This window comes from Lelliottia sp. GFLA7, from assembly GCF_056490165.1.
Window position 1 is genome coordinate 95,554 of the sequence record NZ_JBWLAQ010000006.1, and the last position, 23,979, is coordinate 119,532.

A 23,979-nucleotide genomic window follows, 5' to 3' on the forward strand; every position below is an offset into this window, starting at 1 on the left:
ACGAGTGCAGAACAATGTGGCAGTCTTGCCCATTGCGATGGAAAATAATGAGGAAAAAGTGATGACAATTTTGCGCATTGATGCCGAAGCCCGCTGGTCTGACGTCGTCGTACATAACCAAACCATTTACTACACTGGCGTACCGGAAAATCTGGACGCAGACGCATTTGAGCAAACCGCCAATACACTGGCACAAATTGATGCCATGCTGGAAAAACTGGGCAGCGAAAAGTCGCGGATTTTGGATGCGACGATTTTCCTGGCAAACAAAGACGATTTTGCGGCGATGAACAAAGCCTGGGATGCGTGGGTTGTGGCGGGTCACGCGCCTGTACGTTGTACCGTACAGGCCACGCTGATGAAGCCGGAATACAAGGTCGAGATCAAAATCATCGCGGCGGTTTAAGCCCGATTACTCTTCGTCGTCTTCATCATCAAAAAGCGCCACAATCCGCTCGCCGGTGTGGGTGGCGCGAATTTCCTGAGCCACCGTTGTAATGGCCTCTCCGCTGCTCATGCCCTGGGTCATGAGTTCCTGAATTCGCTCTACCGCTTTTTGCTGCTGTTCGTGGCTCAGGGAAGGTAAACCTGCAAACATTGTCAACTCCTGCTAAATTATCTGCGCTCATTATTTCACGCTGCCCGGTAGTATGCCACACATGAAGACATTACCCCCCACTGTCATTACATTGCCGTGGCGCCATGACGCCGCCGAATTCTGGTTCACGCGCTTAAGCCCTCTCCCTTGGGCAATGCTGCTGCATTCCGGGTACGCGGATCATCCTTATAGCCGCTTTGATATTCTGGTGGCTGACCCGCTGACGACGCTGGTCACCGAGGGCGATACCACGCGCATTACCTCTGCGCGCTCTCGTTTGTCTCATGAAGATCCGCTGACGTTACTTGAACACGAGATCCACGCGCTGGCACTGTCTACGGATTCCCATCCTGACCTGCCTTTTCAGGGCGGGGCGCTGGGCCTTTTTGGTTACGATTTGGGTCGTCGGTTCGAAACGCTGCCTAATATGGCGCAGAATGATATTTCGCTGCCGGATATGGCGGTGGGGTTGTATGACTGGGCAATCATTGTCGATCACCACAAAAAAGTGGTTTCGCTTCTCAGCCATTCGGACGTGAATGCCCGACTGGCATGGCTTGACGCACAACCCGTGCCCGAGACGGCTGAGTTTTCGCTGACGCCTGCGTGGCGCTCAAATATGAGCGCCGAGGACTATGCTGAAAAGTTCGGGCAGGTTCAGGCGTATTTACACAGCGGTGACTGCTATCAGGTAAATCTCGCCCAACGATTCCAGGCTACGTATCGCGGTGATGAGTGGCAGGCGTTTACGCATTTAAACGCGAACAATCGTGCGCCGTTCAGCGCGTTTCTGCGCCTGGAACAGGGCGCAATCTTGAGCCTGTCGCCTGAACGGTTTATACATCTGGCTGATGGAACTATTCAGACGCGCCCGATTAAGGGCACGCTTCCGCGTCTGTCAGACCCCGAAGCCGATCGCGAGCAGGCCGAAAAACTGGCCGCATCACCGAAAGATCGTGCCGAGAATCTGATGATTGTCGATTTAATGCGTAATGATATTGGGCGTGTTGCGGTGCCGGGGAGCGTACGCGTCCCGGAACTGTTTGTCGTGGAGCCGTTCCCGGCGGTTCATCATCTGGTCAGCACCATTACAGCCCAGCTTCCTGCCAGCCGTTCCGCCTGCGATCTGCTGCGCGCGGCGTTTCCTGGCGGATCAATCACCGGTGCCCCAAAAGTCCGTGCGATGCAAATTATCGACGAACTGGAGCCGCATCGTCGTAACGCCTGGTGCGGAAGCATTGGTTATGTGAGCGTGTGCGGCACCATGGACACTAGCATTACCATTCGTACCCTGACGGCCTGCGACGGACAACTCTATTGTTCCGCAGGGGGCGGCATCGTGGCCGACAGTCAGGTCGATGCTGAATATCAGGAAACGTTTGATAAAGTAAACCGCATCCTGCAACAACTGGAGAGCTAACGGATGGAGACTCACGATTTAACTCTGGATGATTTTTTGTCGCGTTTTCAGCTCTTGCGCCCGAAGATGAGTCGCGACGTGTTGAACCGCCGACAAGCCGCGGTGTTGATCCCTGTGGTGCGTCGCGAACAGCCAGGCCTGTTACTCACCAAACGCGCATCCCACATGCGTAAGCACCCGGGTCAGGTGGCGTTTCCCGGTGGTGCTGTGGATTCCACTGACGCATCGTTGATTGCCGCCGCGCTGCGAGAAGCTCACGAAGAGGTCGCCATTCCACCGGAAGTGGTTGAAATTATTGGCGTGCTACCGCCCGTGGATAGCGTGACCGGATTTCAAGTCACGCCAGTCGTAGGCATTATTCCCCCCGACCTGCATTATCACGCGAGTGAAGAAGAAGTCGCCGCCGTATTCGAAATGCCCCTCAGCGAAGCGCTGCGTTTGAGCCGCTATCATCCGCTGGATATTCAACGTCGTGGGCACGATCACCGCGTGTGGTTATCCTGGTATCAGCATTATTTTGTTTGGGGCATGACGGCGGGAATTATTCGCGAACTGGCCCTGCAAATTGGAATGAAGCCTTAATTCTCCGTTACGCATTTCTACGCCGGGTGCGCGAACTTTGTGACGCGCATCCTTCTCCTGCCTGCCGAAATCATGAGCATATATACTTTACTCAATGATTGCTGACACAAGTTTACCGTAGCGGTCTCGGCATTAGTAAATTCACTCATTATCATTAGTTTTATTCATGTGAATAGTTCAGCCGATCCCGGGGTTCCCTCTTACACTATGCGCAGTTATAACATCGTTACTGGAACCCCAGTAACCCTGTCAGGAGTGAGAAAGTGATTAGTATATTCGACATGTTCAAAGTGGGGATTGGTCCATCTTCTTCCCACACTGTAGGGCCGATGAAGGCCGGTAAACAGTTCGTCGATGATCTGGTCGAAAAAGGATTACTGGAAAGCGTTACCCGTGTAGCTGTAGATGTTTACGGTTCGCTGTCATTGACGGGTAAAGGCCACCACACCGATATCGCCATTATTATGGGTCTGGCTGGAAATATGCCGGACACCGTTGATATTGACGCCATTCCGGCGTTCATTCGAGACGTAGAAACACGCGGTCGCCTGCTGCTGGCAAAAGGTCAGCACGAAGTGGATTTCCCGCAGGACGACGGTATGCGTTTTCGCAGTGATAACCTGTCACTGCATGAGAACGGAATGCAGATCCACGCCTTTAACGGCGACAAAGTGGTTTACAGCAAAACCTATTACTCTATCGGCGGCGGTTTTATCGTCGATGAAGAGCACTTTGGGAAAGACGCTACGGGCGACGTTAACGTGCCGTATCCGTTCAAATCCGCCAAAGAGATGCTGGATTATTGCCACGAAACCGGCTTGTCCCTTTCCGGAATGGTGATGCAAAACGAACTGGCATTGCACAGCAAAAGCGAAATTGAAGCCTATTTCGGCAACGTCTGGACAACCATGCAGGCGTGTATCGACCGGGGAATTAACACCGAAGGCGTGTTGCCAGGTCCGCTGCGCGTTCCACGACGTGCGTCAGCGCTGCGTCGTATGCTAGTCACCACGGACAAATTCTCCAACGATCCGATGAATGTGATCGATTGGGTGAATATGTTTGCGTTGGCGGTAAACGAAGAAAACGCTGCAGGCGGCCGTGTGGTCACCGCGCCAACAAACGGCGCATGCGGTATCGTCCCGGCAGTTCTGGCTTATTACGATCACTTTATCGAACCGGTCACCGCAGATATTTACATCCGCTACTTCCTCGCAGCGGGTGCAGTTGGCGCGCTGTATAAAATGAACGCGTCTATCTCTGGTGCTGAAGTAGGCTGTCAGGGTGAAGTGGGTGTGGCATGTTCAATGGCGGCGGCAGGTCTGGCTGAGCTGCTAGGCGCAAGCCCGGAACAGGTTTGTGTGGCAGCTGAGATCGGCATGGAGCATAACCTGGGTCTGACGTGCGACCCGGTTGCCGGACAGGTACAGGTTCCTTGTATCGAGCGTAACGCGATTGCGTCCGTCAAGGCGATCAACGCCACACGTATGGCGATGCGCCGTACCAGTGAGCCCCGCGTTTCGCTGGATAAAGTGATCGAAACCATGTACGAAACCGGTAAAGACATGAACGCTAAATACCGTGAAACCTCTCGCGGTGGTTTGGCGATCAAAGTGCAGTGTGACTAAGCGCAGCGCCTGATATCTCCCCTCGCCCATCTGCAACGGATGGGCGATATTTTTCGCCTTTCTCGTCAGCGTAATATTTCCCCACTACACTTGCTTTGTTGCCTCTGGCATTGGGTGCCGGCGGCGTATCGGGCGGCCTTTCATGCAAACTGCACAAAGGATCATAAAAAAATATCGCCAAAAACGCGTTATCGTCTGTGTGATGGTGGCACTCCTTACGCTCATTTTGACGTTGGGCATCCGCTTTATTTCGCAGCGCAATTTAAATCAGGAACGCATCCAGGCCTTTGCGACCCATTCCGTGACTGCGCTGGATAAGATTCTGCTTCCCTTACAAAACGGGCGCGATGAGCTGCAATCGTTGGTCGGTGTCCCCTGTTCTGAGGCTCATCTAATGCTGCGTAAACGGGCGGCGACGTTGCAAACGGTGCGTTCGATTACGCTCGTTAAAGAGGGCGTTCTGTATTGCTCCAGTATTTTTGGCGACCGTAACGTCCAGATACGCCTGACTCAACCCGCGTTGCCTTCCAGTCAGCCTCAGCTCATCTTATCTACCGACCAGTCGTTGCTCAAAGGCAGCCCCATTTTAATTCAATGGTATCCCGTGTCTGACGCCGGAGAAGACGGCGTCATGCAGGTAGTGAATATCGATCTCATCACCAAAATGATACTTGAGCCGCAGAATCCGCTGATCACCGACGTCAGCCTGAAAGTGGGAGATAAATTTCTTCGCGATGGTCAAAGCGTCACCGATATGCTGAACGTGCCAGAAGACACCATGATTTTGCGCCAGACCTCTGCGCATTTCCCTTTTACTATCCTGGTCAGTGGCCCTGGCGCCAGTGAGCTGGCGTTGAAAAACTTGCCCTCAGAGCTTCCGCTGGCGGTATTGATAAGCCTGCTGCTGGGCTATATAGCCTGGCTTGCCACCGCCAGCCGGATGAGCTTTACCTGGGAGATCAATCTCGGATTAGCCGCGCGGGAATTTGAGCTTTTTTGCCAACCGTTACTCAATGCCCGCACGCAAAAATGCGTCGGCGTGGAGATCCTTTTGCGCTGGAATAATCCCCGTCAGGGCTGGATATCCCCGGACGTGTTTATTCCGCTGGCGGAAGAACATCATTTGATTGTTCCCCTGACGCGCTACGTGATGACCGAAACGGTCCGCCAGATTGGCTATTTCCCTGCCAACAAAGGGTTTCATATTGGCATTAACGTAGCGGCCAGCCATTTTCGCAACGGTACCTTGCTGCGTGATCTGAATCGTTATTGGTTCAGCGCGCATCCAAAACAACAGTTAATCGTTGAACTTACCGAGCGCGATGCCCTGCTGGACGGGGATTATCGCCTGGTGCGCGAGTTGCATCGCAAAGAGGTGAAACTTGCCATCGATGATTTTGGTACGGGAAACAGCTCCCTGTCTTGGTTAGAGAAATTGCGCCCTGACGTGCTCAAAATTGATAAGTCTTTCACGATGGCATTGGGAACGGACGCGGTGAATTCCACGGTGACGGATATTATTATCGCATTGGGTCAACGGCTAAATATTGAGCTGGTGGCGGAAGGCGTGGAAACACAGGAACAGGCACGTTATTTGCGCCATCACGGTGTGAATACATTACAGGGATTTTTGTATGCGCGGCCGATGCCGCTCAAGGATTTTCCGAAATGGCTGGCGGAGAGTTCACCTCCGCCAGCACAGCGTAACAAGCCTTTTTTGAGAATTATGCCGTTACGTTAAGTCCGTTTACTCTTCGTCGTCGTGGGCAGACTGTTCTTTAACAATACGCACCAGGTCAACGCGATAATCATTCGCTTCCACGATCGTGATTTGTAGCGGTGGAAGCTCAAGGATATCGCCCGTACGCGGGATCTGCCCATTGATGGCAATGACCAAACCCGCAACCGTAGCGATGTCTTCTTCATCATTAATGATGTTATCAAGACCCAACGTGTGCTGCAGCGCATGCAGGTCCGTCGCGCCTTTAACCAGCCAACCGTCGCCATCCGCAACGATTTCTGGCGTTTCATCGGCATCCGGGAACTCACCCGCGATCGCTTCGAGCACGTCCAGCGGCGTAACCAGACCTTGCACCACACCAAATTCGTTGGTCACGATAACAAAGCTACCGCGAGCACGACGCAGAACGCTAAGCAGGTTGATAGGGTCCAGCGTTTCCGGAACCACAATCGCTGGCGTTGCGGCGGCAATCGCTTCAACGTTCGCGCCCTCTTCCAGACCGACCAGCATCTCTTTAGCGCGAACCACGCCGATGATTTCGTCCAGTTCGCCACGACACACCGGGAACAGGCTGTGTGGTGACGACAGCAGTTGCTGACGGATTTCGTCCACGCTCAGATTGGCGTCAACCCAGCTGATTTCACCTCGTGGCGTCATGATGCCGCGCAGTGAACGGGACGCCAGCGAAAGCACGCCGTTAATCATGTAACGTTCTTGTTCGACAAAAGCGCCAACCGGCACAGGAACCGGGGCATTACCCGCAGATTCAGGCTGCACAGACTGACGACGGCCCCCCATCAGACGCAAAATGGCGTCGGCGGTGCGGGCGCGCAGCGGTTGGTTAGACTGCTGCTTGATGAAGTTACGGCTCGCAATCTGGTTGAACAGCTCGATGATAATCGAGAAACCAATTGCAGCGTACAGGTAGCCTTTCGGAATATGGAAGCCAAAACCTTCAGCGACCAGACTCAGGCCAATCATCAACAGGAAGCTTAAACACAGGACAACCACTGTTGGATGTTCGTTCACAAAACGCGTCAGCGGCTTAGAAGCCAGCAGCATCACGGCCATCGCGATAATGACCGCAGCCATCATCACCGGCAGATGGTTAACCATGCCGACCGCGGTAATCACCGCATCCAGTGAGAAGACGGCATCAAGCACCACAATCTGCATGACGACGACCCAAAAACTCGCATAGCCCTTGCCGTGACCATCGTCGTGTTGCCGGTTTTCCAGCCGCTCATGCAACTCCGTCGTCGCTTTGAAAAGCAGGAAAAGGCCCCCCACCAGCATGATCAGGTCGCGACCGGAGAAAGTGAAATCCCAGACGGTGAACAGCGGCTTGGTCAGCGTGACCATCCACGAAATAACGGATAGCAGCGCAAGACGCATGATCAGCGCAAGCGAAAGACCGATTAAACGCGCTTTGTCGCGCTGTTTTGGCGGCAGCTTATCCGCGAGGATGGCGATGAACACCAGGTTGTCGATACCGAGAACAATTTCGAGCACAACCAGCGTGAGTAATCCCACCCAGATTGACGGGTCCATTAAGAATTCCATGACAAGCTCCTGCTAAAGGAATGACAAAACGGCGCCACGGAAGAAGTGGGCGAAATGGCGGTAGACATGTTCAACGTGTGGCGAGAATCGCCGGCGAGCGAGGCGCTAAATGGCCTGGTAGATGACTGACGTCGGTGACGGTCCATACAGTGGGCTAAGCCCTTTACTCCTGTCAATTAAACGGAGGCTAAACATATCAGAGACAATAGGTTTTTAGCAAAGATTTACTTTCCTTTGCAAAGTTCTGTAACAGAGTCGATTTTGATTTGGGATAAATCTGTTCTACATCGCTAAATTACGGATCTTCATCACATAAATTATTTTTTCACTGTCTAAAATAATTCCCGGAAGTCTTATTTAATTGAACTCTAACCCTTATCTGAATCGATTCGGTTCGCCGGGGAAGATTCTCAGTACGACTGCCTGGCAGGCGTATTAATGATAATAAAGGAGGTAGCAAGTGACCATTGCTATTGTGATAGGCACACATGGTTGGGCTGCAGAGCAGTTACTCAAAACGGCAGAAATGCTGTTGGGTGAACAGGAAAACGTGGGCTGGATCGATTTCGTTCCAGGTGAAAACGCGGAAACGCTAATCGAGAAATATACGGCTCAACTGGAGAAGCTGGATACTCGCTCAGGCGTGCTGTTTCTCGTCGATACATGGGGTGGCAGCCCGTTCAATGCCGCCAGCCGCATTGTCGTCGATAAAGAGCATCATGAGGTCGTTGCAGGCGTCAATATTCCCATGCTCGTGGAAACGTTGATGGCCCGTGATGACAATCCGAGTTTCGACGAACTGGTCGCACTGGCTGTCGAAACAGGCCGTGAAGGCGTAAAAGCTCTCAAAGCACAACCGGTAGAGAAACCCGCTCCGGTCGCTGCCGCGGTCAAAGCCGCCATCCCTGCTAAACCGATGGGACCGAACGATTACATGATTATCGGGCTTGCCCGTATCGATGACCGTTTGATCCACGGCCAGGTCGCAACGCGTTGGACGAAAGAAACCAACGTCAAACGCATCATTGTTGTCAGTGATGAAGTCGCCGCCGATACCGTACGTAAAACACTTCTTACCCAGGTTGCTCCTCCGGGCGTTACCGCGCACGTCGTGGATGTCGCCAAAATGATCCGCGTTTACAACAACCCGAAATATGCGGGCGAGCGTGTGATGCTGCTGTTTACCAACCCGACCGATGTCGAACGCGTGGTTGAAGGCGGCGTGAACATCACCACGGTGAACATTGGCGGGATCGCTTTCCGTCAGGGTAAAACTCAGGTCAACAATGCGATTTCAGTCGACGAAAAAGATATCGAAGCATTCAAAAAATTGAATGCGCGCGGTATTGAGTTGGAAGCCCGTAAGGTTTCCACCGATCAGAAACTGAAAATGATGGATTTGATCGGCAAAGTTGGGAAATAGCCCTGCGCTGATTTTTTACACAAAGCTTATGTTATAGGAGAAGTACAATGGAGATTACCACTCTTCAGATTGTGCTGGTGTTCATCGTCGCGTGTATTGCGGGTATGGAATCCGTACTTGATGAATTTCAGTTCCACCGTCCTCTGGTGGCCTGTACGTTGATTGGCGCCGTTCTTGGCGATATGAAAACCGGTATTATCATCGGTGGTACGCTGGAAATGATCGCCCTGGGCTGGATGAACATCGGTGCGGCGGTTGCGCCTGATGCCGCACTGGCGTCCATTATTTCTACCGTTCTGGTTATTGCCGGACACCAAAACATCGGTGCGGGTATCGCCCTGGCAATTCCACTGGCCGCAGCGGGCCAGGTTCTGACCATTATCGTTCGTACCATTACCGTTGCTTTCCAGCATGCGGCAGATAAAGCGGCGGATAGCGGAAATCTGACGGCCCTTTCGTGGATCCACGTTTCATCGCTGTTCCTCCAGGCAATGCGTATTGCGATTCCTGCGGTTATCGTGGCAATTTCTGTGGGTACCAGCGAAGTCCAGGGTCTGTTGAACGCCATTCCTGAAGTGGTGACCGGCGGTCTGAATATCGCGGGTGGCATGATTGTTGTGGTCGGTTACGCGATGGTCATCAACATGATGCGCGCAGGCTACCTGATGCCGTTCTTCTACCTCGGTTTTGTGACTGCGGCCTTCACCAACTTCAACCTGGTTGCACTGGGTGTGATTGGTGCAGTGATGGCGATTCTGTACATCCAGTTGAGCCCGAAATATAACCGCGTCGCAGGTGCCCCAGCGCAAGCTCCGGGTAGCAACGATCTCGATAACGAACTGGACTAGCAGGTGAGCGAAATGGTTGATATGACTAAAACTACCCCTGAGAAGAAACTGACTCCGGGTGATATTCGTGGCGTGTTCCTTCGTTCAAACCTCTTCCAGGGTTCGTGGAACTTCGAACGTATGCAAGCGCTGGGCTTCTGTTTCTCCATGGTCCCGGCAATCAAACGCCTGTATCCGGAAAACAACGAAGCACGTCGTCAGGCGATTAAACGTCACCTGGAATTCTTCAACACGCATCCCTACGTCGCCGCACCTGTTCTGGGCGTGACGCTGGCGATGGAAGAGCAGCGTGCGAACGGCGCGGAGATCGACGATGGTGCTATTAACGGCATCAAAGTCGGTCTGATGGGACCGCTAGCAGGCGTGGGTGACCCAATCTTCTGGGGTACGGTGCGCCCGGTATTTGCGGCACTCGGTGCGGGCATCGCCATGAGCGGCAGCCTGCTGGGTCCTCTTCTGTTCTTCATCCTGTTCAACGCAGTCCGACTGCTGACCCGTTATTACGGCGTTGCCTACGGCTACAGCAAAGGTGTCGATATCGTTAAGGATATGGGCGGCGGCTTCCTGCAAAAACTGACTGAGGGGGCTTCTATCCTCGGCCTGTTTGTCATGGGGGCGCTGGTGAACAAGTGGACGCATGTGAACATCCCGCTGGTGGTCTCGACCATCACCGGTCAGGATGGTCAGACTCGCGTGACCACTGTGCAAACTATTCTTGATCAGTTGATGCCAGGCTTGGTGCCGCTGCTGCTGACCTTCGCCTGTATGTGGCTGCTGCGTAAGAAAGTGAATGCGCTGTGGATCATCGTGGGCTTCTTCGTCATCGGTATCGTCGGTTACGCGATCGGTCTGCTGGGTCTATAAGTTTAGTGGTTCGACACCGGGGGCATGCCCCCGGTTTTTTTATCTGGAGGATGAATGACGGTCACGGATATCGTACTGGTTTTGTTTATTGTTGCCCTTCTGGCTTATGCCTTCTATGACGAATTCATTATGCCCCGCCGCAACGGCGAGACTCTTTTGGCCGTTCCTCTTCTGCGCCGTGGGCGCGTTGATGCCTTCATCTTCGCCGGACTGTTAGCCATCCTGATTTATAACAACGTCATGAGCCAAGGTGCTTTATTAACCACATGGTTATTATGTGTGCTGGCATTAATGGCTTTTTATCTGTTTTGGATCCGAGCGCCTAAGATTATCTTCAAAAGCCATGGCTTTTTCTTCGCCAACATATGGATAGAATATAACCGTATTAAAGAGATGAATTTATCTGAAGACGGCGTGCTGGTCATACAACTGGAACAACGTCGTTTATTGGTTCGGGTGAAGAATATTGATGACCTGGAAAAAATATACAAAATAATGGTTAAAACTCAATGAGTTGAAATTATAGCAGAGGCTATATTTTGTCGCCATTTTGCGCGGGCAATATATAGCCATCGCTATATTCCCTTCTGTATTTACCTTATATTTATTAACGTTAAGTTTACCAATAAATCTAAATGAAAATCGTTATCAACAAGTTAACGGAATAATACATCCCTGTTGTTGTTTTATATTCTCAAAATATGTTAAGGTTGCGCCGTCGTTGGGGAGTAGCCGATTTCCTGTCTAAGGAAATGTACGTGTCAACATACTCGTTGAAAAACGTGGTGCGTACGGATTACTTACTGCACATTCCTTGTGCGTAAAAATCAGGCGAGACCATAGACGCATCAACTGCTGTTTACTGGGGGCAGTGATGTGTCATATGGATATCCCCGGTCTGGACGCTGTTATGAATATCTCCGCCACGATCCTTCTCGCTTTCGGCATGTCCATGGATGCGTTCGCCGCTTCCATTGGTAAAGGTGCTACGCTCCACAAACCCAAATTCTCTGAAGCGCTGCGTACCGGTCTTATTTTCGGCGCAATCGAAACACTCACGCCTCTTATCGGCTGGTCACTCGGCATGCTGGCGAGCCAGTTCATTCTGGAATGGAACCACTGGATTGCCTTTACGCTGCTGGTTTTCCTGGGCGGAAGAATGGTTATCGAAGGGTTTCGCAATACTCCCGATGAAGACGATGCGCCGCAGTATCGACATGGCTTTTGGATACTGGTGACCACGGCTATTGCAACCAGTCTTGATGCGATGGCAGTGGGCGTCGGGCTGGCATTTCTTCAGGTGAATATTATCGCTACAGCACTGGCGATTGGTTGCGCCACGCTAATTATGTCAACAATCGGGATGATGGTTGGACGTTTCATCGGCCCGCTGCTAGGCAAGCGAGCCGAAATCCTGGGCGGGATTGTTTTAATCGGGATTGGTGGGCAAATTCTCTGGTCGCATTTCGCCGGTTAACGCGTCGCGCTGCCAGCAGTGGATACTGAAATCCGTCTGGCAGTGAAATTCTTTTTCGTTTGCTAACGCTTCCCAAACGTCTGGTTTTGTGCGCCAGGCGAACGGCGTCATCTGTAACAACGCAACCGCTTCTTTTCCTGTCAGCTGCATGTCGTAACCCAATGACTGTTCATGCTTGAGAGTAAACCCAGCCAACTGCTCTGAATGCGGCGCATGCAAACGCACGTCGTCGTAAATTAGCCCTTTCATTTCCATTAGATGCCGCGAACCCGGCGTAACGGTCACGACCCAGCCGCCCGGTTTCACCACGCGTGCCAGCTCTTGCGCTTTGCACGGCGCGTAGATGCGAATAATGGCGTCCTGGCTCACATCGGCAAACGGAAGGCGATGGCTGGAAGCGACGCAGAATGTGACCTGCGGATAACGTTTTGCGGCTGCGCGAATGGCCGCTTTCGAGACATCGAGACCTACGGTTGCTGCACCGACACTCCCCGCTACTTCGGCAAACGCCGCCGTGTAATAGCCTTCGCCACAGCCAATGTCCAAAATCGAGGTCGCGCTTTCACTGAGCGCGGTGGCTAACCACTGCGCAACCGCGTCCCTCAGCGGCTGATAATGCGCGGCGTCGAGGAATGCGCGTCGAGCCTGCATCATCTCCGCGCTATCGCCCGGATCGCGGGAGCGTTTATGTTGCACGGGCAGCAAATTTACATACCCTTCTTTCGCCTTATCAAACGTGTGCCCCTGTGGACAGATGTAGCTATTTTCGGCCGGCGTGAGCGGCGCGTGGCATAAGGGACAGCTGAATGACATGGTAACTCCGTGCAATATTAAAGGCCGAAAGTGTACCCCTATTCGCTCTGGTATAAAACGTCTGCCTTAGCGCATCACGACAAGATGGCTGGAATCGGGTGCTAATCCATCAGGTTCAACGTTCTCGAGCCGCAATACGTCACCCATAATCTGGCTAAATACCGGTGCCGAAACGGCCCCGCCATAGTATCGACCATTTTGCGGATCGTTAATAACCACAGCCAATGCATACTGCGGATGGCTTGCTGGTGCCACACCCGCGGTATACGCCACATACTTGTCGACATATTTGCCGTCATCACCGATTTTTTTGGCCGTGCCCGTTTTGACCGCCACGCGATAATCGCGCACGGCAGCCTTTGTGCCACCGCCGCCCGGTAAAGCAACGCTTTCCATCATGTGTTCAACTTCATGAACGATTTCTTCAGGCATAACCTGATGACCCACAACTGGCGGGTCAATGCGCGTTATCGACAAGGGCCGCTCCAGGCCGTAACTTCCGATCGTGGCGTAAACATGCGCCAGCTGGAGCGGTGTCGCCATCAGACCGTAACCAAACGCAAAGGTGGCACGATCGAGCTGGCTCCAAAATTTACGCTGAGGAAGGAGCCCGCTGCTTTCGCCCGTGAGACCCAGACCTGTCGTTGTACCAAAACCAAAGCTCTTATACGTATCGAGCAAGTGCTGTATCGGCATGGCCAGCGACAGACGTGACACCCCCGTATCACTCGACTTCTGCAAAATGCCGGTCAGCGATAATTCCGGATAATATCCCACGTCGCGGATTCGGTGCCCATCTAGCGTATAAGGATGGGTATCGAGAACGCTATCAGGTTTAACAATGCCATAATGTAGCGCCGTCATGAGAACCAACGGCTTGACGGTCGACCCCGGTTCAAAGGTGTCGCTGATGGCGCGATTGCGGAAGTCGTTGAGCGAGGCGCCATCCCGATTGTTAGGGTTAAAGTCCGGGAAACTGGCCATGGCAAGTATCTCGCCGGTTTGAACATTGATTAACACCGCTGCGCCGGATTCTGCTTTGTTCCAGGCGACGGCATTATCTAACGCATCTTCAGCGATCGTCTGCAGCCGCTCATCAATACTCAGTTGAATGTTATGAGCAGGAACCGGTGAGACTTCTGTTAAATTCTCAATCACATGACCGTAGCGGTCTTCTCTGACTCGCCTGATCCCCGCTTGACCGGTCAACTGCGCGTTAAAACTCTTTTCAACCCCTTCAATCCCCTGCCCATCGATATTCGTAAATCCAAGCAGATTTGCCGCCACATGTCCTGCCGGATAAAAACGGCGTGACTCATCCCGCAGGTTAATCCCTGGCAAGTTGAGCTTATCAATCCATTTGGCCTGCGAGGGGTCCACCTGACGCGCAAGATAGATAAAACGCCCGTTAGGATCGTGATTAATGCGAGAAGCCAGCGACGTCAGTGAAATATGTAATGCACACGCGAGCGCTTGCCAGCGTTCGTCAAAGCCCACGCCGCCCTTAGCCAACACGGTTTTAGGATCGGCCCACACCGCCCTGACCGGTACACTGACCGCTAACGGTCGGCCATCACGGTCGGTAATCATCCCGCGTGGTGCGTCAATCGACACTTCACGTAATGAGCGCATGTCTTCCTGTTTGACCAGGTTGTCAGGCTTAATAATTTGTAGCCATGCAACGCGTCCCAGAAGAAACGCAAGGCTCACAAAAATGGCAAGGCAAAGCAATGCAAAACGTGCCGGGGTAAAATTACCGGCAGAACTAGAGGGTTTCGTTTTCACCCTGGCTCCAGGTCAATGAAACAACGCCCTGATTTAACGGTAAAAAACGAATCAGCATGGAGAAAACAATGATTCTAATCTCGCAGCTTTGCAACAAACTGCTAACCAGACAGTAAAGGGTTACATTTTGAAAAATAGTGCATAAAAAAGCCCCGCAAAATGCGAGGCTTGATGTCAGAGTATGAGGCGCCGTAGCGCTTCTGAATCAGCAGTGATTCGATCAGATAGCGGTTACGTTAACAGCAGCCGGACCTTTCTGGCCGTCCTGAATTTCGAACTCAACGTTCTGGCCTTCAGCCAGAGTTTTGAAGCCGTTACCCTGGATTGCAGAGAAGTGTACGAACACATCTTTGCTGCCATCAGCAGGAGTAATGAAACCAAAACCTTTAGACTCGTTGAACCACTTAACTTGACCTTTAATCTTTGCCATTTGCAAAATTCCTTAGATTGTTTTCTTAGCCCGCAGGCATTGACCTAGATAAAACTGAGACATTACTGCTTGAGGCACTAATATAAGGTTCGGCAGAGAAGCGGTATTCAACGACAACGTGTTTACTCAGAACTTCTTTACTGAAAATGCCACACATAAACAGAACTGTACCTCGTTTGACCCAAACCGTGTTATCACATACAACGTTAATCATGGCAAGCCATTTTTAAACATGACAAGATCCGCCGCACAAACTCTGATGCCGCCTTGCTAAATTTTGAGCAACTCAACGTTATCATTATATCACTCTGAATAAGACACTCAGTATCGCCATCCAATTCATAGCCACTGTAATTTAAGGATTTTTTAGCGTTTTCCCTATACTTAAGGTGTGACAGAAAGCCGATAATGTTTATTAGGTTCACTGTTACAGTTAGAACAATTTGTGAAAAGTTATGCTCAAATCAACTCAGCGATAAAATGTTTACATTGAAATAACAATGCTTATTCGCGCCGCAGTTCTCGCATAATGAATACGCATGGGAAAAAGTGGCTTTGCACCAAAATAATGAACTTTTTGTGACTTTGCTTCATAACAAGGCAAGCAAAACGTTTCGATAAAAATAAAACTATAGAGGTACGTGAAAAATACAGAATATATAGTTACGGCATGGCATGACGTCAAAAGCGCAAATAGTAACCAATTTTTTATATTCTAAAATGTTTATTCATTACCGCTAAACTCTTTTGCGCTTCATGAAGCCTGCCGTAGGAATTCTCGTACGTCTCATCAGCTACAGTAGCATCGGAGAAGTAACTCCTGTCCCTGCGCCCATGGAACAGCTGAAAGCGTAATAGAGGGATTTGAACCATCCTGGTGCAGAAGTGGGAAAGGTTTGAGTAATGCACAGGCGGCTGGCATCGAAAGTATTTGTTTGAAATCGTTGGATAGGCATTAAGGGAGGGGTCATAACGGGATACAGCCGCCTCCCTAATTTTGCAGATTAACGCTCAGCAACCAGACGGATAAAATCATCCTCGTCTTCTTCGGCCACGGCTTCAGGGGCTTTTGCCACCGGTTTTTCTTCAGGCTCATTGGCTTCGCACAAACGGCGAAGCAACGCATTTTGGCGTTTCTGCTGATCAAGCAGCGCTTCCAGAAGCTCGATCTGCTCATTGGTACGTGAGCTGGTGCGATTCACAAAGAACCACAAAACCAGACCAATGACCATAATGATTGCAGAGATCGCCAGTGAGGCTACGTTCAGTAGCCCCGAATTTTGTAACTCACCCATTCTACCACCTCAATAAAAACATCTATTTTAACACTGACGCAGAGGAAGGTAACGATCTATAGAAAAAGTGTTCTACCAAGGGATGAATTGATTGATCGCGCAAATGCCACTAAAGAACTGTACATCCTGATCGCACATCACATTGATTGTCTGCGTCCATAGAATGACACAGGCAATCAGGACTATAATCAGAATTACCCAGCGTATTTTTTTCACTCCACACTCCGTTTTTTGACCTGATGTGTCCAGGTTATCACGGCTACCTTAAACAAGGACTAACTCTACGTTCATCAAATTTTTTTAAGAATTATGCACTTGTTTTATATAGCGAAACTATTAGGCTGAATACTATTATTAGTAAAAAAAAGAGGCAGCAATGCGGTTAATCATTCGGACAATTGTTGTCCTTGCCATTGTTTGGATCGGCTTATTATTATCAGGCTATGGCGTACTGGTGGGAAGCAAAGAGAACGCCGCCGGCTTGGGTATTCAGTGTAAGTACCTCACCGCCAGAGGCACCAGCACTGCGCAATATTTACACACTGACAGCGGTGTGATTGGTTTGTCTAACTGCCCGATTCTGCGCAAAAGCCAGGTGGTGGTGGATAACGGTTAATTAAGCACCGCTTAATAGCCCTTACAACAAATAAAAACGCCGCAGTGATGCGGCGTTTCATATGATTCACACGCTAGAATGGATAGTCGTTATAACCCATCTGTTCAGAAATTTTACGCGCAGCAGTATGCAGCATTTCAACATACTCGTGCAGACGCTCTTCCGAGAATCGAAGCGTCGGGAAAGAAATACTTAACCCTGCGATGACTACACCAAAACGGTCAAATACCGGGACGCCAATGCAGCGCAGCCCCTCTTCCTGTTCCTGATTATCTTCGCCATAACCCTGTTCACGCACTTTATCAAGCACTGTCAGGAGTTCTTCTGTGCTGGTGATGGTGCGCTCGGTGCTACGTTTGTACTCGACATCCTGGAGGATTTCTTTAACTTCCTCACGGTCACGCCACGCCAGCAGTACCTTACCAATAGCAGTACTGTAAAGCGGGTTACGACGACCAATGCGCGAATACATGCGCAGGTTATACATAGAATCTATTTTATGGATATAAACTATGCTGTCTTCATCGAGAGCCCCAAGGTGAACGGTTTCTTTCGTCAAACGAGAAAGTTCGCGCATCTGGATATCAGCACTGCGAATAAGATCGACATTTTGTAGTGCGCGAGCGCCCAGCTCAAAGAGCTTCAGCGTCAGAGAATATTTCTCAGACTCGCCTTCCTGAGCAACATAACCCAGGGATTTCATGGTTTGCAGAAAGCGATAAACAGTGCTTTTTGACATCATCACACGTTGCGACAACTCTGTAATACCAATTTCGCGCTCTTCACCCAGCGCCTGTAAGATGCCAAACACCTTCAGCACGGAAGAAACAGAATCTGGCTGCTTGTCCAAATCTGCGATTGCCATTTATCACCTCATTGCGAGTGTTTTATAAAAATCAGAACCGGTTTTTATTATAAATTCGCCTTTGCCTTGCTGCAATCGTTCTGCGTTTACTTCGTTACAAATCTGCGACATAAAACCGAAATATCGGTGCTAAAATAGTGACACTAACAAATATTACATCCTGAGCGTTTCATTTCCTATGGAAAAAATTCCCTCTGACGGCTTGCCGTTGCCGCAACGTTATGGCGCGATTGCCACCATTATTATTGGTATTTCGATGGCCGTTCTTGATGGCGCAATTGCCAACGTTGCGCTGCCGACGATTGCTAGCGATCTTCACGCATCACCCGCGAGTTCAATCTGGATCGTTAATGCCTACCAAATAGCCATTGTTATTTCTTTGCTGTCTTTCTCTTTCCTGGGCGATATGTTCGGTTATCGCCGCATTTATCAGTGCGGGCTCGCCGTCTTCACCCTGACGTCTCTCTTTTGCGCACTATCAGATTCGTTGCATACGCTGACTATTGCGCGTATTGCGCAGGGGTTTGGTGGCGCTGCGTTAATGAGCGTCAACACGGCGCTGATAAGGCTTATCTATCCCCAGCGGCAGCTAGGCCGTGGGATGGGAATCAACTCCTTCATTGTGGCGGTTTCATCTGCTGCAGGTCCAACTGTTGCTGCAGCCATACTCTCCGTGGCGTCGTGGCAATGGCTGTTCTTGATTAACGTGCCGCTGGGTATTGTCGCCCTGCTCTTTGCACTGCGTTATCTCCCGGCAAACGGAGCAAAAAGCGCGATGCCACGCTTTGACCTCCCCAGCGCCGTGATGAACGCGCTGACGTTCGGCCTACTCATCACTGCGCTTAGCGGTTTTGCGCAGGGGCAATCCCTTAGGCTTATCGCCGCAGAAATTATCGCCATGCTGATCGTTGGGTTCTTTTTCGTTCGCCGTCAGCTGGCATTGCCGGTGCCTCTGCTGCCCGTAGACCTGTTACGTATTCCGCTTTTTTCGCTGTCGATCGGGACATCCATTTGCTCGTTCTGCGCGCAGATGCTGGCGCTTGTATCGCTCCCCTTCTTTTTGCAAAACATCGTGGGGCGTACAGAGGTCGAAACGGGGCTTCTACTTACGCCGTGGCCGCTCGCTACCATGGTTATGGCACCGCTCGCAGGCTATCTGATTGAACGCGTGCATGCAGGATTGTTGGGGGCATTGGGTCTGGTGGTGATGGCAACAGGTCTTTTCGCTCTCGCGATGTTACCCGCCTCGCCGACGGATGCAGATATTATCTGGAGAATGATCCTTTGCGGCGCCGGATTCGGTTTATTCCAGTCACCCAATAATCACACGATTATGTCCGCGGCCCCGCGCCATCGTAGCGGAGGTGCCAGTGGAATGCTCGGTACCGCGCGTTTGTTAGGGCAAAGCATCGGCGCAGCGCTGGTCGCACTCATGTTCAACCTGGCCGGACAAAGTGGGACTCATATCGCGCTGTTTACCGCTGGGACATTGGCAACGATTGCCGCTATTATCAGCGGTCTGCGCGTGATTCAACCTCGCACAGAGGCATAAAAAAGCCGGGAGATATTTTCGCATCTCCCGGCCTGCTTTGTTATCTAAAACAAATTTTATTTGATGTACTGCCCACGGCGCAGCGCTTCGATGCGTTTATCCAGCGGCGGGTGAGTCATAAACATTTCACTCAGCGATTTTGATTTACCGTTGATGCAAAATGCCATCATGCTGGTCGCTTCCTGCGGCTCGTAGCTGGTTTTTAAACGCTGCAACGCTGCAATCATTTTCTCCCGACCTACAAGCTTTGCGGATCCTGCATCAGCATGGAATTCGCGGTGACGCGAGAACCACATCGTAATGATGCTCGCGAGAATACCGAAGACCAGTTCCAGCACCATCGCAACGGCGAAATAAATCAACGGGTTGCCGTTGTTCCCTTCACCTTCATCACGATTACCGCCCATAAATCCGGCAGCAATTTGCGCCAGAATACGGGAGATGAAAATAACAAACGTGTTCACTACCCCCTGAATCAGGGTCATGGTAACCATATCACCATTGGCGATGTGGCTGATTTCATGCGCAATAACCGCTTCGGCCTCGTCACGACTCATGTTTTGCAAAAGCCCGGTGCTCACGGCGACCAGCGATGCATCGCGGCGTGCGCCGGTGGCAAACGCGTTAATGTCTGGAGCGTGATAAATCGCCACCTGTGGCATTTTGATACCGGCCTGGCGCGACTGTTGAGCAACCGTGTTCATCAGCCAATGTTCCATGTCATTGCGCGGTTGTTCGATAACCTCACCACCCACCGATTTCAGCGCCATCCATTTCGACATCAACAACGAAATGAAAGAGCCACCAAAACCAAACAGCAGCGCCATAATCAACAGACCCTGAACGCTGCTCGACTGAATTCCCGTCAGGCTTAGCACAAGCCCGAAGACCACCATAACCGCCAGGTTGGTGAGCAGGAAGAGCGCGATTCGCATCATAATTTTCTTTTAACCTCTGTTTAACAAAACGCACTATGCGATTACCCACATCGTATGGGTATTGTGGCTATTTTCAAGGATTCGAGCGGTGTAAGTTACCAGAAAGACACAACTTTACATTGTTTATTGGCTTACTGACGGGAGGTTGCAGAACTAAAAAAAACAGGCACAATTTCATGTGCCTGTCGGGTCTTTATTTGACTTGAGCGGGCTGAACCGCAGGTTTGTCTTTTTCCTGCTTCGCCAGGTCGAGCGCGATGTGCACCGTCTCGTCCAGGTACGGATCTGGCTCCTGATAATCCTTCGGCAGATCGTCCAGTTTTTTCAGCAGCGGTTTGCCTTCGCGTTTGAAACGGTCATTGATGCGTGCCAGACGCGTTGCATCGTCTTCCGTATTCTCTTTCTCACGCTGAGCATAATTAAGAGACACAATATTCCGTTTTTCTTTCAGAGCATTGAAACGCGCAATGTCCTTCATGATGTACTGGAATTCCGGATCTTTTGCGATACGGTCATTGTGCGCTTTCAGCAACTCAGGACCAAACTGGGTCATGTCGCCAGATTTCACGAAGGTGGCAGCATTGATGCTGTCCCACGGCAACGCGTTATCTTCAAACTTCTCGCCCGTTTCAGTCTCTTCCGTCCCTGTCGGCATCATAATATCCGGCGTAACGCCTTTACGCTGTGTACTTCCGCCATTCACGCGATAGAACTTCTGAATGGTGTACTGTACTGAACCGAGTGCCGGCCATTCTGGGCGCAGCATTTGGTCGTAAATGCGATTCAGGGAGCGGTATTGTTGTACCGTACCTTTACCGAAAGTCGGTTCGCCGACAATCAACGCGCGACCATAATCCTGCATCGCAGCGGCAAAGATTTCAGATGCGGACGCGCTGAAGCGGTCAACCAGCACCACCAGCGGGCCTTTGTAATACACGACACCGTCGGTATCAGCATCTTCACGTACTTTGCCATTGTTATCACGCACCTGAACAACAGGCCCAGACGGGATAAACAGGCCAGAAAGTGAAACGGCTTCTGTCAGCGCTCCACCTCCGTTGGTCCGAAGGTCGATGATCACGCTACTGACGTTCTGCTTTTCAAGCTTCTGCAGCTGCACTTTCACATCGTCTGTAAGACCGACGTAGAAACCAGGAATATCAAGAACGCCGACTTTTTCTTTGCCAACGGTTTTCACCGACATTTTCACCGCGCGGTCTTCAAGACGAATACGTTCGCGAGTCAATGTGACAATTTTGGTCTTCGTACCTTTACCAGCAGGCAGGATCTCAAGGCGGACCTTGCTTCCTTTCGGACCTTTGATGAGCGCAACCACATCATCAAGGCGCCAGCCGATCACATCGACCATGCCCTGACCCGTCTGGCCAACACCAACAATTCGGTCACCCACGCCAATGGATTTGCTCTTCGCCGCTGGACCGCCGGCAACCATGGAGTTGATTACCGTGTAATCTTCGTCCATTTGCAGCACGGCACCAATACCTTCCAGAGACAGGCTCATTTCAGTATTGAACTGTTCGGTGTTACGCGGGGAAAGATAATTGGTATGCGGATCGATTTCGTGAGCAAACGCGGTCATCGCCAGTGAGAATACATCTTCACTGTTGGTTTGCGCCAAACGGCGAATCGCCGATTTGTAGCGGCGCGTCAGCGTTTCACGGATCTCTTTCTCGTCTTTCCCCGTGAGTTTCAGGCTCAATTCATCGAACTTAACCTTACCGTCCCACAGCGCATTCAGCTCAGCTTCCGTTTTAGGCCACGGGGCTTTGCTGCGATCGAGATTAAAGTTGTCGTTGCCGGTAAAGTCCATTGGACGTTCCAGCACTTTTAACGCGTATTGATAACGTTCAAAACGACGCTTCTGAGATTGGTTATACAGATCGTAGAACAGATCGAGTTTACCGCTGCGCAGCTCATCGCCGACGTCGGTTTTACGTTTTGCGAACTGTTCAATATCGCTTGCCAGCAGCACGTTATGGCTGTAATCAAGCAGGTTCAGGTAGCGATCAAAGATTTTGGCCGAAAAGGCCTGATCGAGATCGAACTGACGATAGTGCGAACGGGTGAAACGCGACGTCACGCGCTCACTCACCGTTGCGTGCTGAGTCTCTTCCTTTAATACCGGAATTTGATCGGCCCGCGTAATATCGTCCACAGCGAAAGCATGGCCTGTTATTGCTAACAGGCCTGCCAGTGCGGTGATCTTAAAAAGAGTGTTCATGCCAGGCTTGGCCTCCGTTTCAGAACACCAGGTGTTCTGCGCGTACAATCATTGACATGCCAGAAGTCAGCTGCACACGAACGCCATCTTTGGTGATTTCGAGTACTGTGGCATCCATCGCATTGTTACCCGCTTTCACCTTGAGAGACTGACCAACGCTAAGCGCGGTGATGTCAGAAACCGGAGTGTGGCGTTGTTCTTCACGAGGCGCAGGTTGTGCTTTAGCCGCTGGCTTCTCAGCACGCGGTTTGCGCTCGCTATTTTCGTTACGACGCGGAGCAGGACGCGGTTTGCGTTCACGACGAGGCGCTTCTTCACCATTCGCCGCGGCAGCTTCGCGTTTTTTCGCCTGCTGTTCAGCACGCTGTGCCTGAACACGCGCTTTCGCTTCTTCAAGCTGTTTACGGGCATGCTCGACGTGCTGTTCGTCCAGCTCACCACAAGGGTTGCCGTCGAGATCGACACGCGTCGCGCCCAGCTTGATACCGTAAAGGTAACGCCAGCTTGAAGTATAAAGACGTAAGGCAGAGCGAAGTTGGGTTTTACTGAGACTCATCTCACCCTCAACGCGCGCTACCAGATCCTGAAAAATACCAATTTTCAGGGGGCGAGCTTCGCCTTCAGCACTGAAACACTGTGGGAAACGCTCTGCCAGAAAGGCGATAACTTCTTTGCTACTATTCAACTTAGGTTGATTTTCCATGAAATTTCCTGATTACAACGGACGTTGCCAATAAGCCGCAGGCATGAACAGGCGACATTATAATGACGCCATCCGTAAATGCTACGTTATCCGTTGATTATCCTGCGACGCTCGCAAAGAATTTTTGATAATCGGTCGCGTTTAATACGTTTTCAAGATTTGCGACTAACTCACGAAGGCCCTGCTCATCTTCATCAGTGAAGCGGCCAAACGCGGTACTGTCGATATCCAGAACGCCAATAATCTGATTGTTTACGCTGAGCGGCAGAACGATTTCGGCATTGCTCGCCGAATCGCACGCAATATGTCCGTCGAAGGCATGTACATCTTCAACGCGCTGGACCTGATTTTGTGCAACCGCCGTACCGCATACGCCCCGACCTACAGGGATTCGCACGCACGCCAGCTTGCCCTGGAACGGTCCAAGTACCAGCGTATTTCCTTCCAGAAGGTAAAAACCCGCCCAGTTCACATCCGACAGACGTTCAAACAGCAACGCGCTGGTGTTAGCCAGAGTCGCTAAAAAACTGGTCTCCCCTGTCATCAATGCCTGGAAATCACGGTTAAGATCCGCGTAGAATTCTGTTTTGTTCATT

Annotated in this window: 25 protein-coding genes and 1 pseudogene; 12 read left to right on the forward strand and 14 right to left on the reverse strand. The window is 51.2% G+C overall.

Annotated elements, in window-relative coordinates; translation table 11 throughout:
* Positions 1 to 61: 61 nt before the first annotated feature.
* Positions 62 to 406: a RidA family protein gene (locus tag AC07RN_RS16345; RefSeq protein ID WP_012017761.1), complete on the forward strand. Its 345-nt coding sequence runs from the start codon at positions 62 to 64 to the stop codon at positions 404 to 406.
* 6 nt (positions 407 to 412) lie between these two features.
* On the opposite strand, the gene AC07RN_RS16350 is transcribed toward AC07RN_RS16345, so the two are convergent.
* The gene (locus tag AC07RN_RS16350) at positions 413 to 598 is read right to left on the reverse strand and encodes a YoaH family protein (protein WP_012017762.1); all 186 of its coding nucleotides are present in this window, start codon (positions 596 to 598) and stop codon (positions 413 to 415) included.
* A gap of 52 nt (positions 599 to 650) precedes the next feature.
* Here AC07RN_RS16350 and pabB point away from each other — a divergent pair, with 52 nt between their 5' ends.
* The 4 genes from pabB to AC07RN_RS16370 all read left to right on the forward strand — a co-directional run bounded on the left by pabB (position 651) and on the right by AC07RN_RS16370 (position 5,969).
* Positions 651 to 2,018, forward strand: a complete 1,368-nt coding sequence (gene pabB, locus AC07RN_RS16355) for an aminodeoxychorismate synthase component 1 (protein ID WP_478336835.1) — start codon at positions 651 to 653, stop codon at positions 2,016 to 2,018.
* A gap of 3 nt (positions 2,019 to 2,021) precedes the next feature.
* A complete protein-coding gene (locus tag AC07RN_RS16360) occupies positions 2,022 to 2,600 on the forward strand; it encodes a CoA pyrophosphatase (protein WP_449554129.1) in 579 nt (192 codons plus the stop codon).
* Between the two features lie 263 nt (positions 2,601 to 2,863).
* The gene (gene sdaA / locus AC07RN_RS16365; protein WP_478336836.1) at positions 2,864 to 4,228 is read left to right on the forward strand and encodes an L-serine ammonia-lyase; all 1,365 of its coding nucleotides are present in this window, start codon (positions 2,864 to 2,866) and stop codon (positions 4,226 to 4,228) included.
* A 142-nt stretch (positions 4,229 to 4,370) separates the two neighbouring features.
* The gene (locus AC07RN_RS16370) at positions 4,371 to 5,969 is read left to right on the forward strand and encodes an EAL domain-containing protein (protein ID WP_478336837.1); all 1,599 of its coding nucleotides are present in this window, start codon (positions 4,371 to 4,373) and stop codon (positions 5,967 to 5,969) included.
* A gap of 6 nt (positions 5,970 to 5,975) precedes the next feature.
* Here the strand turns inward: AC07RN_RS16370 and yoaE are convergent, their stop codons facing one another.
* The gene (gene yoaE / locus AC07RN_RS16375; protein WP_407439851.1) at positions 5,976 to 7,532 is read right to left on the reverse strand and encodes a CNNM family cation transport protein YoaE; all 1,557 of its coding nucleotides are present in this window, start codon (positions 7,530 to 7,532) and stop codon (positions 5,976 to 5,978) included.
* Complete coding sequence (locus tag AC07RN_RS16380; protein ID WP_394373373.1) at positions 7,520 to 7,678, reverse strand: protein YoaL; 159 nt, start codon at positions 7,676 to 7,678, stop codon at positions 7,520 to 7,522. Before AC07RN_RS16380 ends, yoaE begins: the two co-directional genes overlap by 13 nt.
* Before the next feature lie 314 nt (positions 7,679 to 7,992).
* Here AC07RN_RS16380 and manX point away from each other — a divergent pair, with 314 nt between their 5' ends.
* The 5 genes from manX to mntP all read left to right on the forward strand — a co-directional run bounded on the left by manX (position 7,993) and on the right by mntP (position 12,144).
* The gene (gene manX / locus AC07RN_RS16385) at positions 7,993 to 8,955 is read left to right on the forward strand and encodes a PTS mannose transporter subunit IIAB (RefSeq protein ID WP_478336838.1); all 963 of its coding nucleotides are present in this window, start codon (positions 7,993 to 7,995) and stop codon (positions 8,953 to 8,955) included.
* Positions 8,956 to 9,002: 47 nt separating this feature from the next.
* The gene (locus tag AC07RN_RS16390) at positions 9,003 to 9,803 is read left to right on the forward strand and encodes a PTS mannose/fructose/sorbose transporter subunit IIC (RefSeq protein ID WP_012017769.1); all 801 of its coding nucleotides are present in this window, start codon (positions 9,003 to 9,005) and stop codon (positions 9,801 to 9,803) included.
* 12 nt (positions 9,804 to 9,815) lie between these two features.
* Positions 9,816 to 10,667: a PTS mannose transporter subunit IID gene (locus AC07RN_RS16395; protein WP_012017770.1), complete on the forward strand. Its 852-nt coding sequence runs from the start codon at positions 9,816 to 9,818 to the stop codon at positions 10,665 to 10,667.
* Positions 10,668 to 10,721: 54 nt separating this feature from the next.
* A complete protein-coding gene (locus AC07RN_RS16400) occupies positions 10,722 to 11,180 on the forward strand; it encodes a DUF986 family protein (protein WP_012017771.1) in 459 nt (152 codons plus the stop codon).
* A 397-nt stretch (positions 11,181 to 11,577) separates the two neighbouring features.
* Positions 11,578 to 12,144: a manganese efflux pump MntP gene (gene mntP, locus AC07RN_RS16405; RefSeq protein ID WP_041689678.1), complete on the forward strand. Its 567-nt coding sequence runs from the start codon at positions 11,578 to 11,580 to the stop codon at positions 12,142 to 12,144.
* Here the strand turns inward: mntP and rlmA are convergent.
* The 6 genes and pseudogenes from rlmA to mgrB form a co-directional block, all read right to left on the reverse strand.
* Positions 12,097 to 12,957 (reverse strand): 23S rRNA (guanine(745)-N(1))-methyltransferase, encoded by an 861-nt coding sequence (rlmA, locus tag AC07RN_RS16410; protein WP_478336839.1) that lies wholly within the window; start codon positions 12,955 to 12,957, stop codon positions 12,097 to 12,099. The two genes, mntP and rlmA, sit on opposite strands and share 48 nt — an antisense overlap.
* 66 nt (positions 12,958 to 13,023) lie before the next feature.
* Positions 13,024 to 14,742 carry a peptidoglycan glycosyltransferase FtsI gene (gene ftsI / locus AC07RN_RS16415; RefSeq protein ID WP_478336840.1) on the reverse strand — a complete coding sequence of 573 codons (1,719 nt, stop codon included), beginning with the start codon at positions 14,740 to 14,742 and terminating at the stop codon, positions 13,024 to 13,026.
* Positions 14,743 to 14,962: 220 nt separating this feature from the next.
* Positions 14,963 to 15,172 (reverse strand): transcription antiterminator/RNA stability regulator CspE, encoded by a 210-nt coding sequence (cspE, locus tag AC07RN_RS16420; RefSeq protein ID WP_001062678.1) that lies wholly within the window; start codon positions 15,170 to 15,172, stop codon positions 14,963 to 14,965.
* 12 nt (positions 15,173 to 15,184) lie between these two features.
* Positions 15,185 to 15,329 (reverse strand): annotated as a pseudogene (locus AC07RN_RS16425) (DUF2627 domain-containing protein).
* Between the two features lie 847 nt (positions 15,330 to 16,176).
* Positions 16,177 to 16,467 carry a YebO family protein gene (locus AC07RN_RS16430; RefSeq protein ID WP_015959396.1) on the reverse strand — a complete coding sequence of 97 codons (291 nt, stop codon included), beginning with the start codon at positions 16,465 to 16,467 and terminating at the stop codon, positions 16,177 to 16,179.
* A 72-nt stretch (positions 16,468 to 16,539) separates the two neighbouring features.
* Positions 16,540 to 16,683 carry a PhoP/PhoQ regulatory lipoprotein MgrB gene (mgrB, locus tag AC07RN_RS16435; RefSeq protein ID WP_015959397.1) on the reverse strand — a complete coding sequence of 48 codons (144 nt, stop codon included), beginning with the start codon at positions 16,681 to 16,683 and terminating at the stop codon, positions 16,540 to 16,542.
* A 160-nt stretch (positions 16,684 to 16,843) separates the two neighbouring features.
* Between mgrB and AC07RN_RS16440 the strand changes: the two genes are divergently transcribed.
* Positions 16,844 to 17,083 (forward strand): YobH family protein, encoded by a 240-nt coding sequence (locus AC07RN_RS16440; protein WP_133630040.1) that lies wholly within the window; start codon positions 16,844 to 16,846, stop codon positions 17,081 to 17,083.
* A gap of 73 nt (positions 17,084 to 17,156) precedes the next feature.
* On the opposite strand, the gene kdgR is transcribed toward AC07RN_RS16440, so the two are convergent.
* The gene (gene kdgR / locus AC07RN_RS16445) at positions 17,157 to 17,948 is read right to left on the reverse strand and encodes a DNA-binding transcriptional regulator KdgR (RefSeq protein WP_015959399.1); all 792 of its coding nucleotides are present in this window, start codon (positions 17,946 to 17,948) and stop codon (positions 17,157 to 17,159) included.
* A 178-nt stretch (positions 17,949 to 18,126) separates the two neighbouring features.
* Here kdgR and AC07RN_RS16450 point away from each other — a divergent pair, with 178 nt between their 5' ends.
* Positions 18,127 to 19,500: an MFS transporter gene (locus tag AC07RN_RS16450; RefSeq protein WP_478336841.1), complete on the forward strand. Its 1,374-nt coding sequence runs from the start codon at positions 18,127 to 18,129 to the stop codon at positions 19,498 to 19,500.
* 56 nt (positions 19,501 to 19,556) lie between these two features.
* Here AC07RN_RS16450 and htpX read toward each other — a convergent pair whose 3' ends face one another.
* From htpX to AC07RN_RS16470, 4 genes are all read right to left on the reverse strand, one after another.
* Entirely contained in the window at positions 19,557 to 20,438 is an 882-nt protein-coding gene (htpX, locus tag AC07RN_RS16455; protein WP_478336842.1) for a protease HtpX, read from the reverse strand.
* A gap of 193 nt (positions 20,439 to 20,631) precedes the next feature.
* On the reverse strand, positions 20,632 to 22,680 hold the full coding sequence (gene prc / locus AC07RN_RS16460; RefSeq protein WP_478336843.1) for a carboxy terminal-processing peptidase: 2,049 nt from the start codon (positions 22,678 to 22,680) through the stop codon (positions 20,632 to 20,634).
* A gap of 19 nt (positions 22,681 to 22,699) precedes the next feature.
* The gene (gene proQ, locus AC07RN_RS16465; RefSeq protein WP_015959403.1) at positions 22,700 to 23,383 is read right to left on the reverse strand and encodes an RNA chaperone ProQ; all 684 of its coding nucleotides are present in this window, start codon (positions 23,381 to 23,383) and stop codon (positions 22,700 to 22,702) included.
* Positions 23,384 to 23,480: 97 nt separating this feature from the next.
* Positions 23,481 to 23,978 (reverse strand): GAF domain-containing protein, encoded by a 498-nt coding sequence (locus AC07RN_RS16470; RefSeq protein WP_015959404.1) that lies wholly within the window; start codon positions 23,976 to 23,978, stop codon positions 23,481 to 23,483.
* Between the last annotated feature and the right edge of the window lies 1 nt (position 23,979).

What these genes read in the sequence shown, in the direction of transcription:
- AC07RN_RS16345 (WP_012017761.1), top strand. Translation starts at nt 62, where the DNA reads ATGACAATTTTGCGCATTGATGCCGAAGCCCGCTGGTCTGACGTCGTC.
- AC07RN_RS16350 (WP_012017762.1), bottom strand. Translation starts at nt 598, where the DNA reads ATGTTTGCAGGTTTACCTTCCCTGAGCCACGAACAGCAGCAAAAAGCG.
- pabB (WP_478336835.1), top strand. Translation starts at nt 651, where the DNA reads ATGCCACACATGAAGACATTACCCCCCACTGTCATTACATTGCCGTGG.
- AC07RN_RS16360 (WP_449554129.1), top strand. Translation starts at nt 2,022, where the DNA reads ATGGAGACTCACGATTTAACTCTGGATGATTTTTTGTCGCGTTTTCAG.
- AC07RN_RS16370 (WP_478336837.1), top strand. Translation starts at nt 4,371, where the DNA reads ATGCAAACTGCACAAAGGATCATAAAAAAATATCGCCAAAAACGCGTT.
- yoaE (WP_407439851.1), bottom strand. Translation starts at nt 7,532, where the DNA reads ATGGAATTCTTAATGGACCCGTCAATCTGGGTGGGATTACTCACGCTG.
- AC07RN_RS16380 (WP_394373373.1), bottom strand. Translation starts at nt 7,678, where the DNA reads ATGGACCGTCACCGACGTCAGTCATCTACCAGGCCATTTAGCGCCTCG.
- AC07RN_RS16390 (WP_012017769.1), top strand. Translation starts at nt 9,003, where the DNA reads ATGGAGATTACCACTCTTCAGATTGTGCTGGTGTTCATCGTCGCGTGT.
- AC07RN_RS16395 (WP_012017770.1), top strand. Translation starts at nt 9,816, where the DNA reads ATGGTTGATATGACTAAAACTACCCCTGAGAAGAAACTGACTCCGGGT.
- AC07RN_RS16400 (WP_012017771.1), top strand. Translation starts at nt 10,722, where the DNA reads ATGACGGTCACGGATATCGTACTGGTTTTGTTTATTGTTGCCCTTCTG.
- mntP (WP_041689678.1), top strand. Translation starts at nt 11,578, where the DNA reads ATGAATATCTCCGCCACGATCCTTCTCGCTTTCGGCATGTCCATGGAT.
- rlmA (WP_478336839.1), bottom strand. Translation starts at nt 12,957, where the DNA reads ATGTCATTCAGCTGTCCCTTATGCCACGCGCCGCTCACGCCGGCCGAA.
- cspE (WP_001062678.1), bottom strand. Translation starts at nt 15,172, where the DNA reads ATGGCAAAGATTAAAGGTCAAGTTAAGTGGTTCAACGAGTCTAAAGGT.
- AC07RN_RS16430 (WP_015959396.1), bottom strand. Translation starts at nt 16,467, where the DNA reads ATGGGTGAGTTACAAAATTCGGGGCTACTGAACGTAGCCTCACTGGCG.
- AC07RN_RS16440 (WP_133630040.1), top strand. Translation starts at nt 16,844, where the DNA reads ATGCGGTTAATCATTCGGACAATTGTTGTCCTTGCCATTGTTTGGATC.
- kdgR (WP_015959399.1), bottom strand. Translation starts at nt 17,948, where the DNA reads ATGGCAATCGCAGATTTGGACAAGCAGCCAGATTCTGTTTCTTCCGTG.
- AC07RN_RS16450 (WP_478336841.1), top strand. Translation starts at nt 18,127, where the DNA reads ATGGAAAAAATTCCCTCTGACGGCTTGCCGTTGCCGCAACGTTATGGC.
- htpX (WP_478336842.1), bottom strand. Translation starts at nt 20,438, where the DNA reads ATGATGCGAATCGCGCTCTTCCTGCTCACCAACCTGGCGGTTATGGTG.
- prc (WP_478336843.1), bottom strand. Translation starts at nt 22,680, where the DNA reads ATGAACACTCTTTTTAAGATCACCGCACTGGCAGGCCTGTTAGCAATA.
- proQ (WP_015959403.1), bottom strand. Translation starts at nt 23,383, where the DNA reads ATGGAAAATCAACCTAAGTTGAATAGTAGCAAAGAAGTTATCGCCTTT.
- AC07RN_RS16470 (WP_015959404.1), bottom strand. Translation starts at nt 23,978, where the DNA reads ATGAACAAAACAGAATTCTACGCGGATCTTAACCGTGATTTCCAGGCA.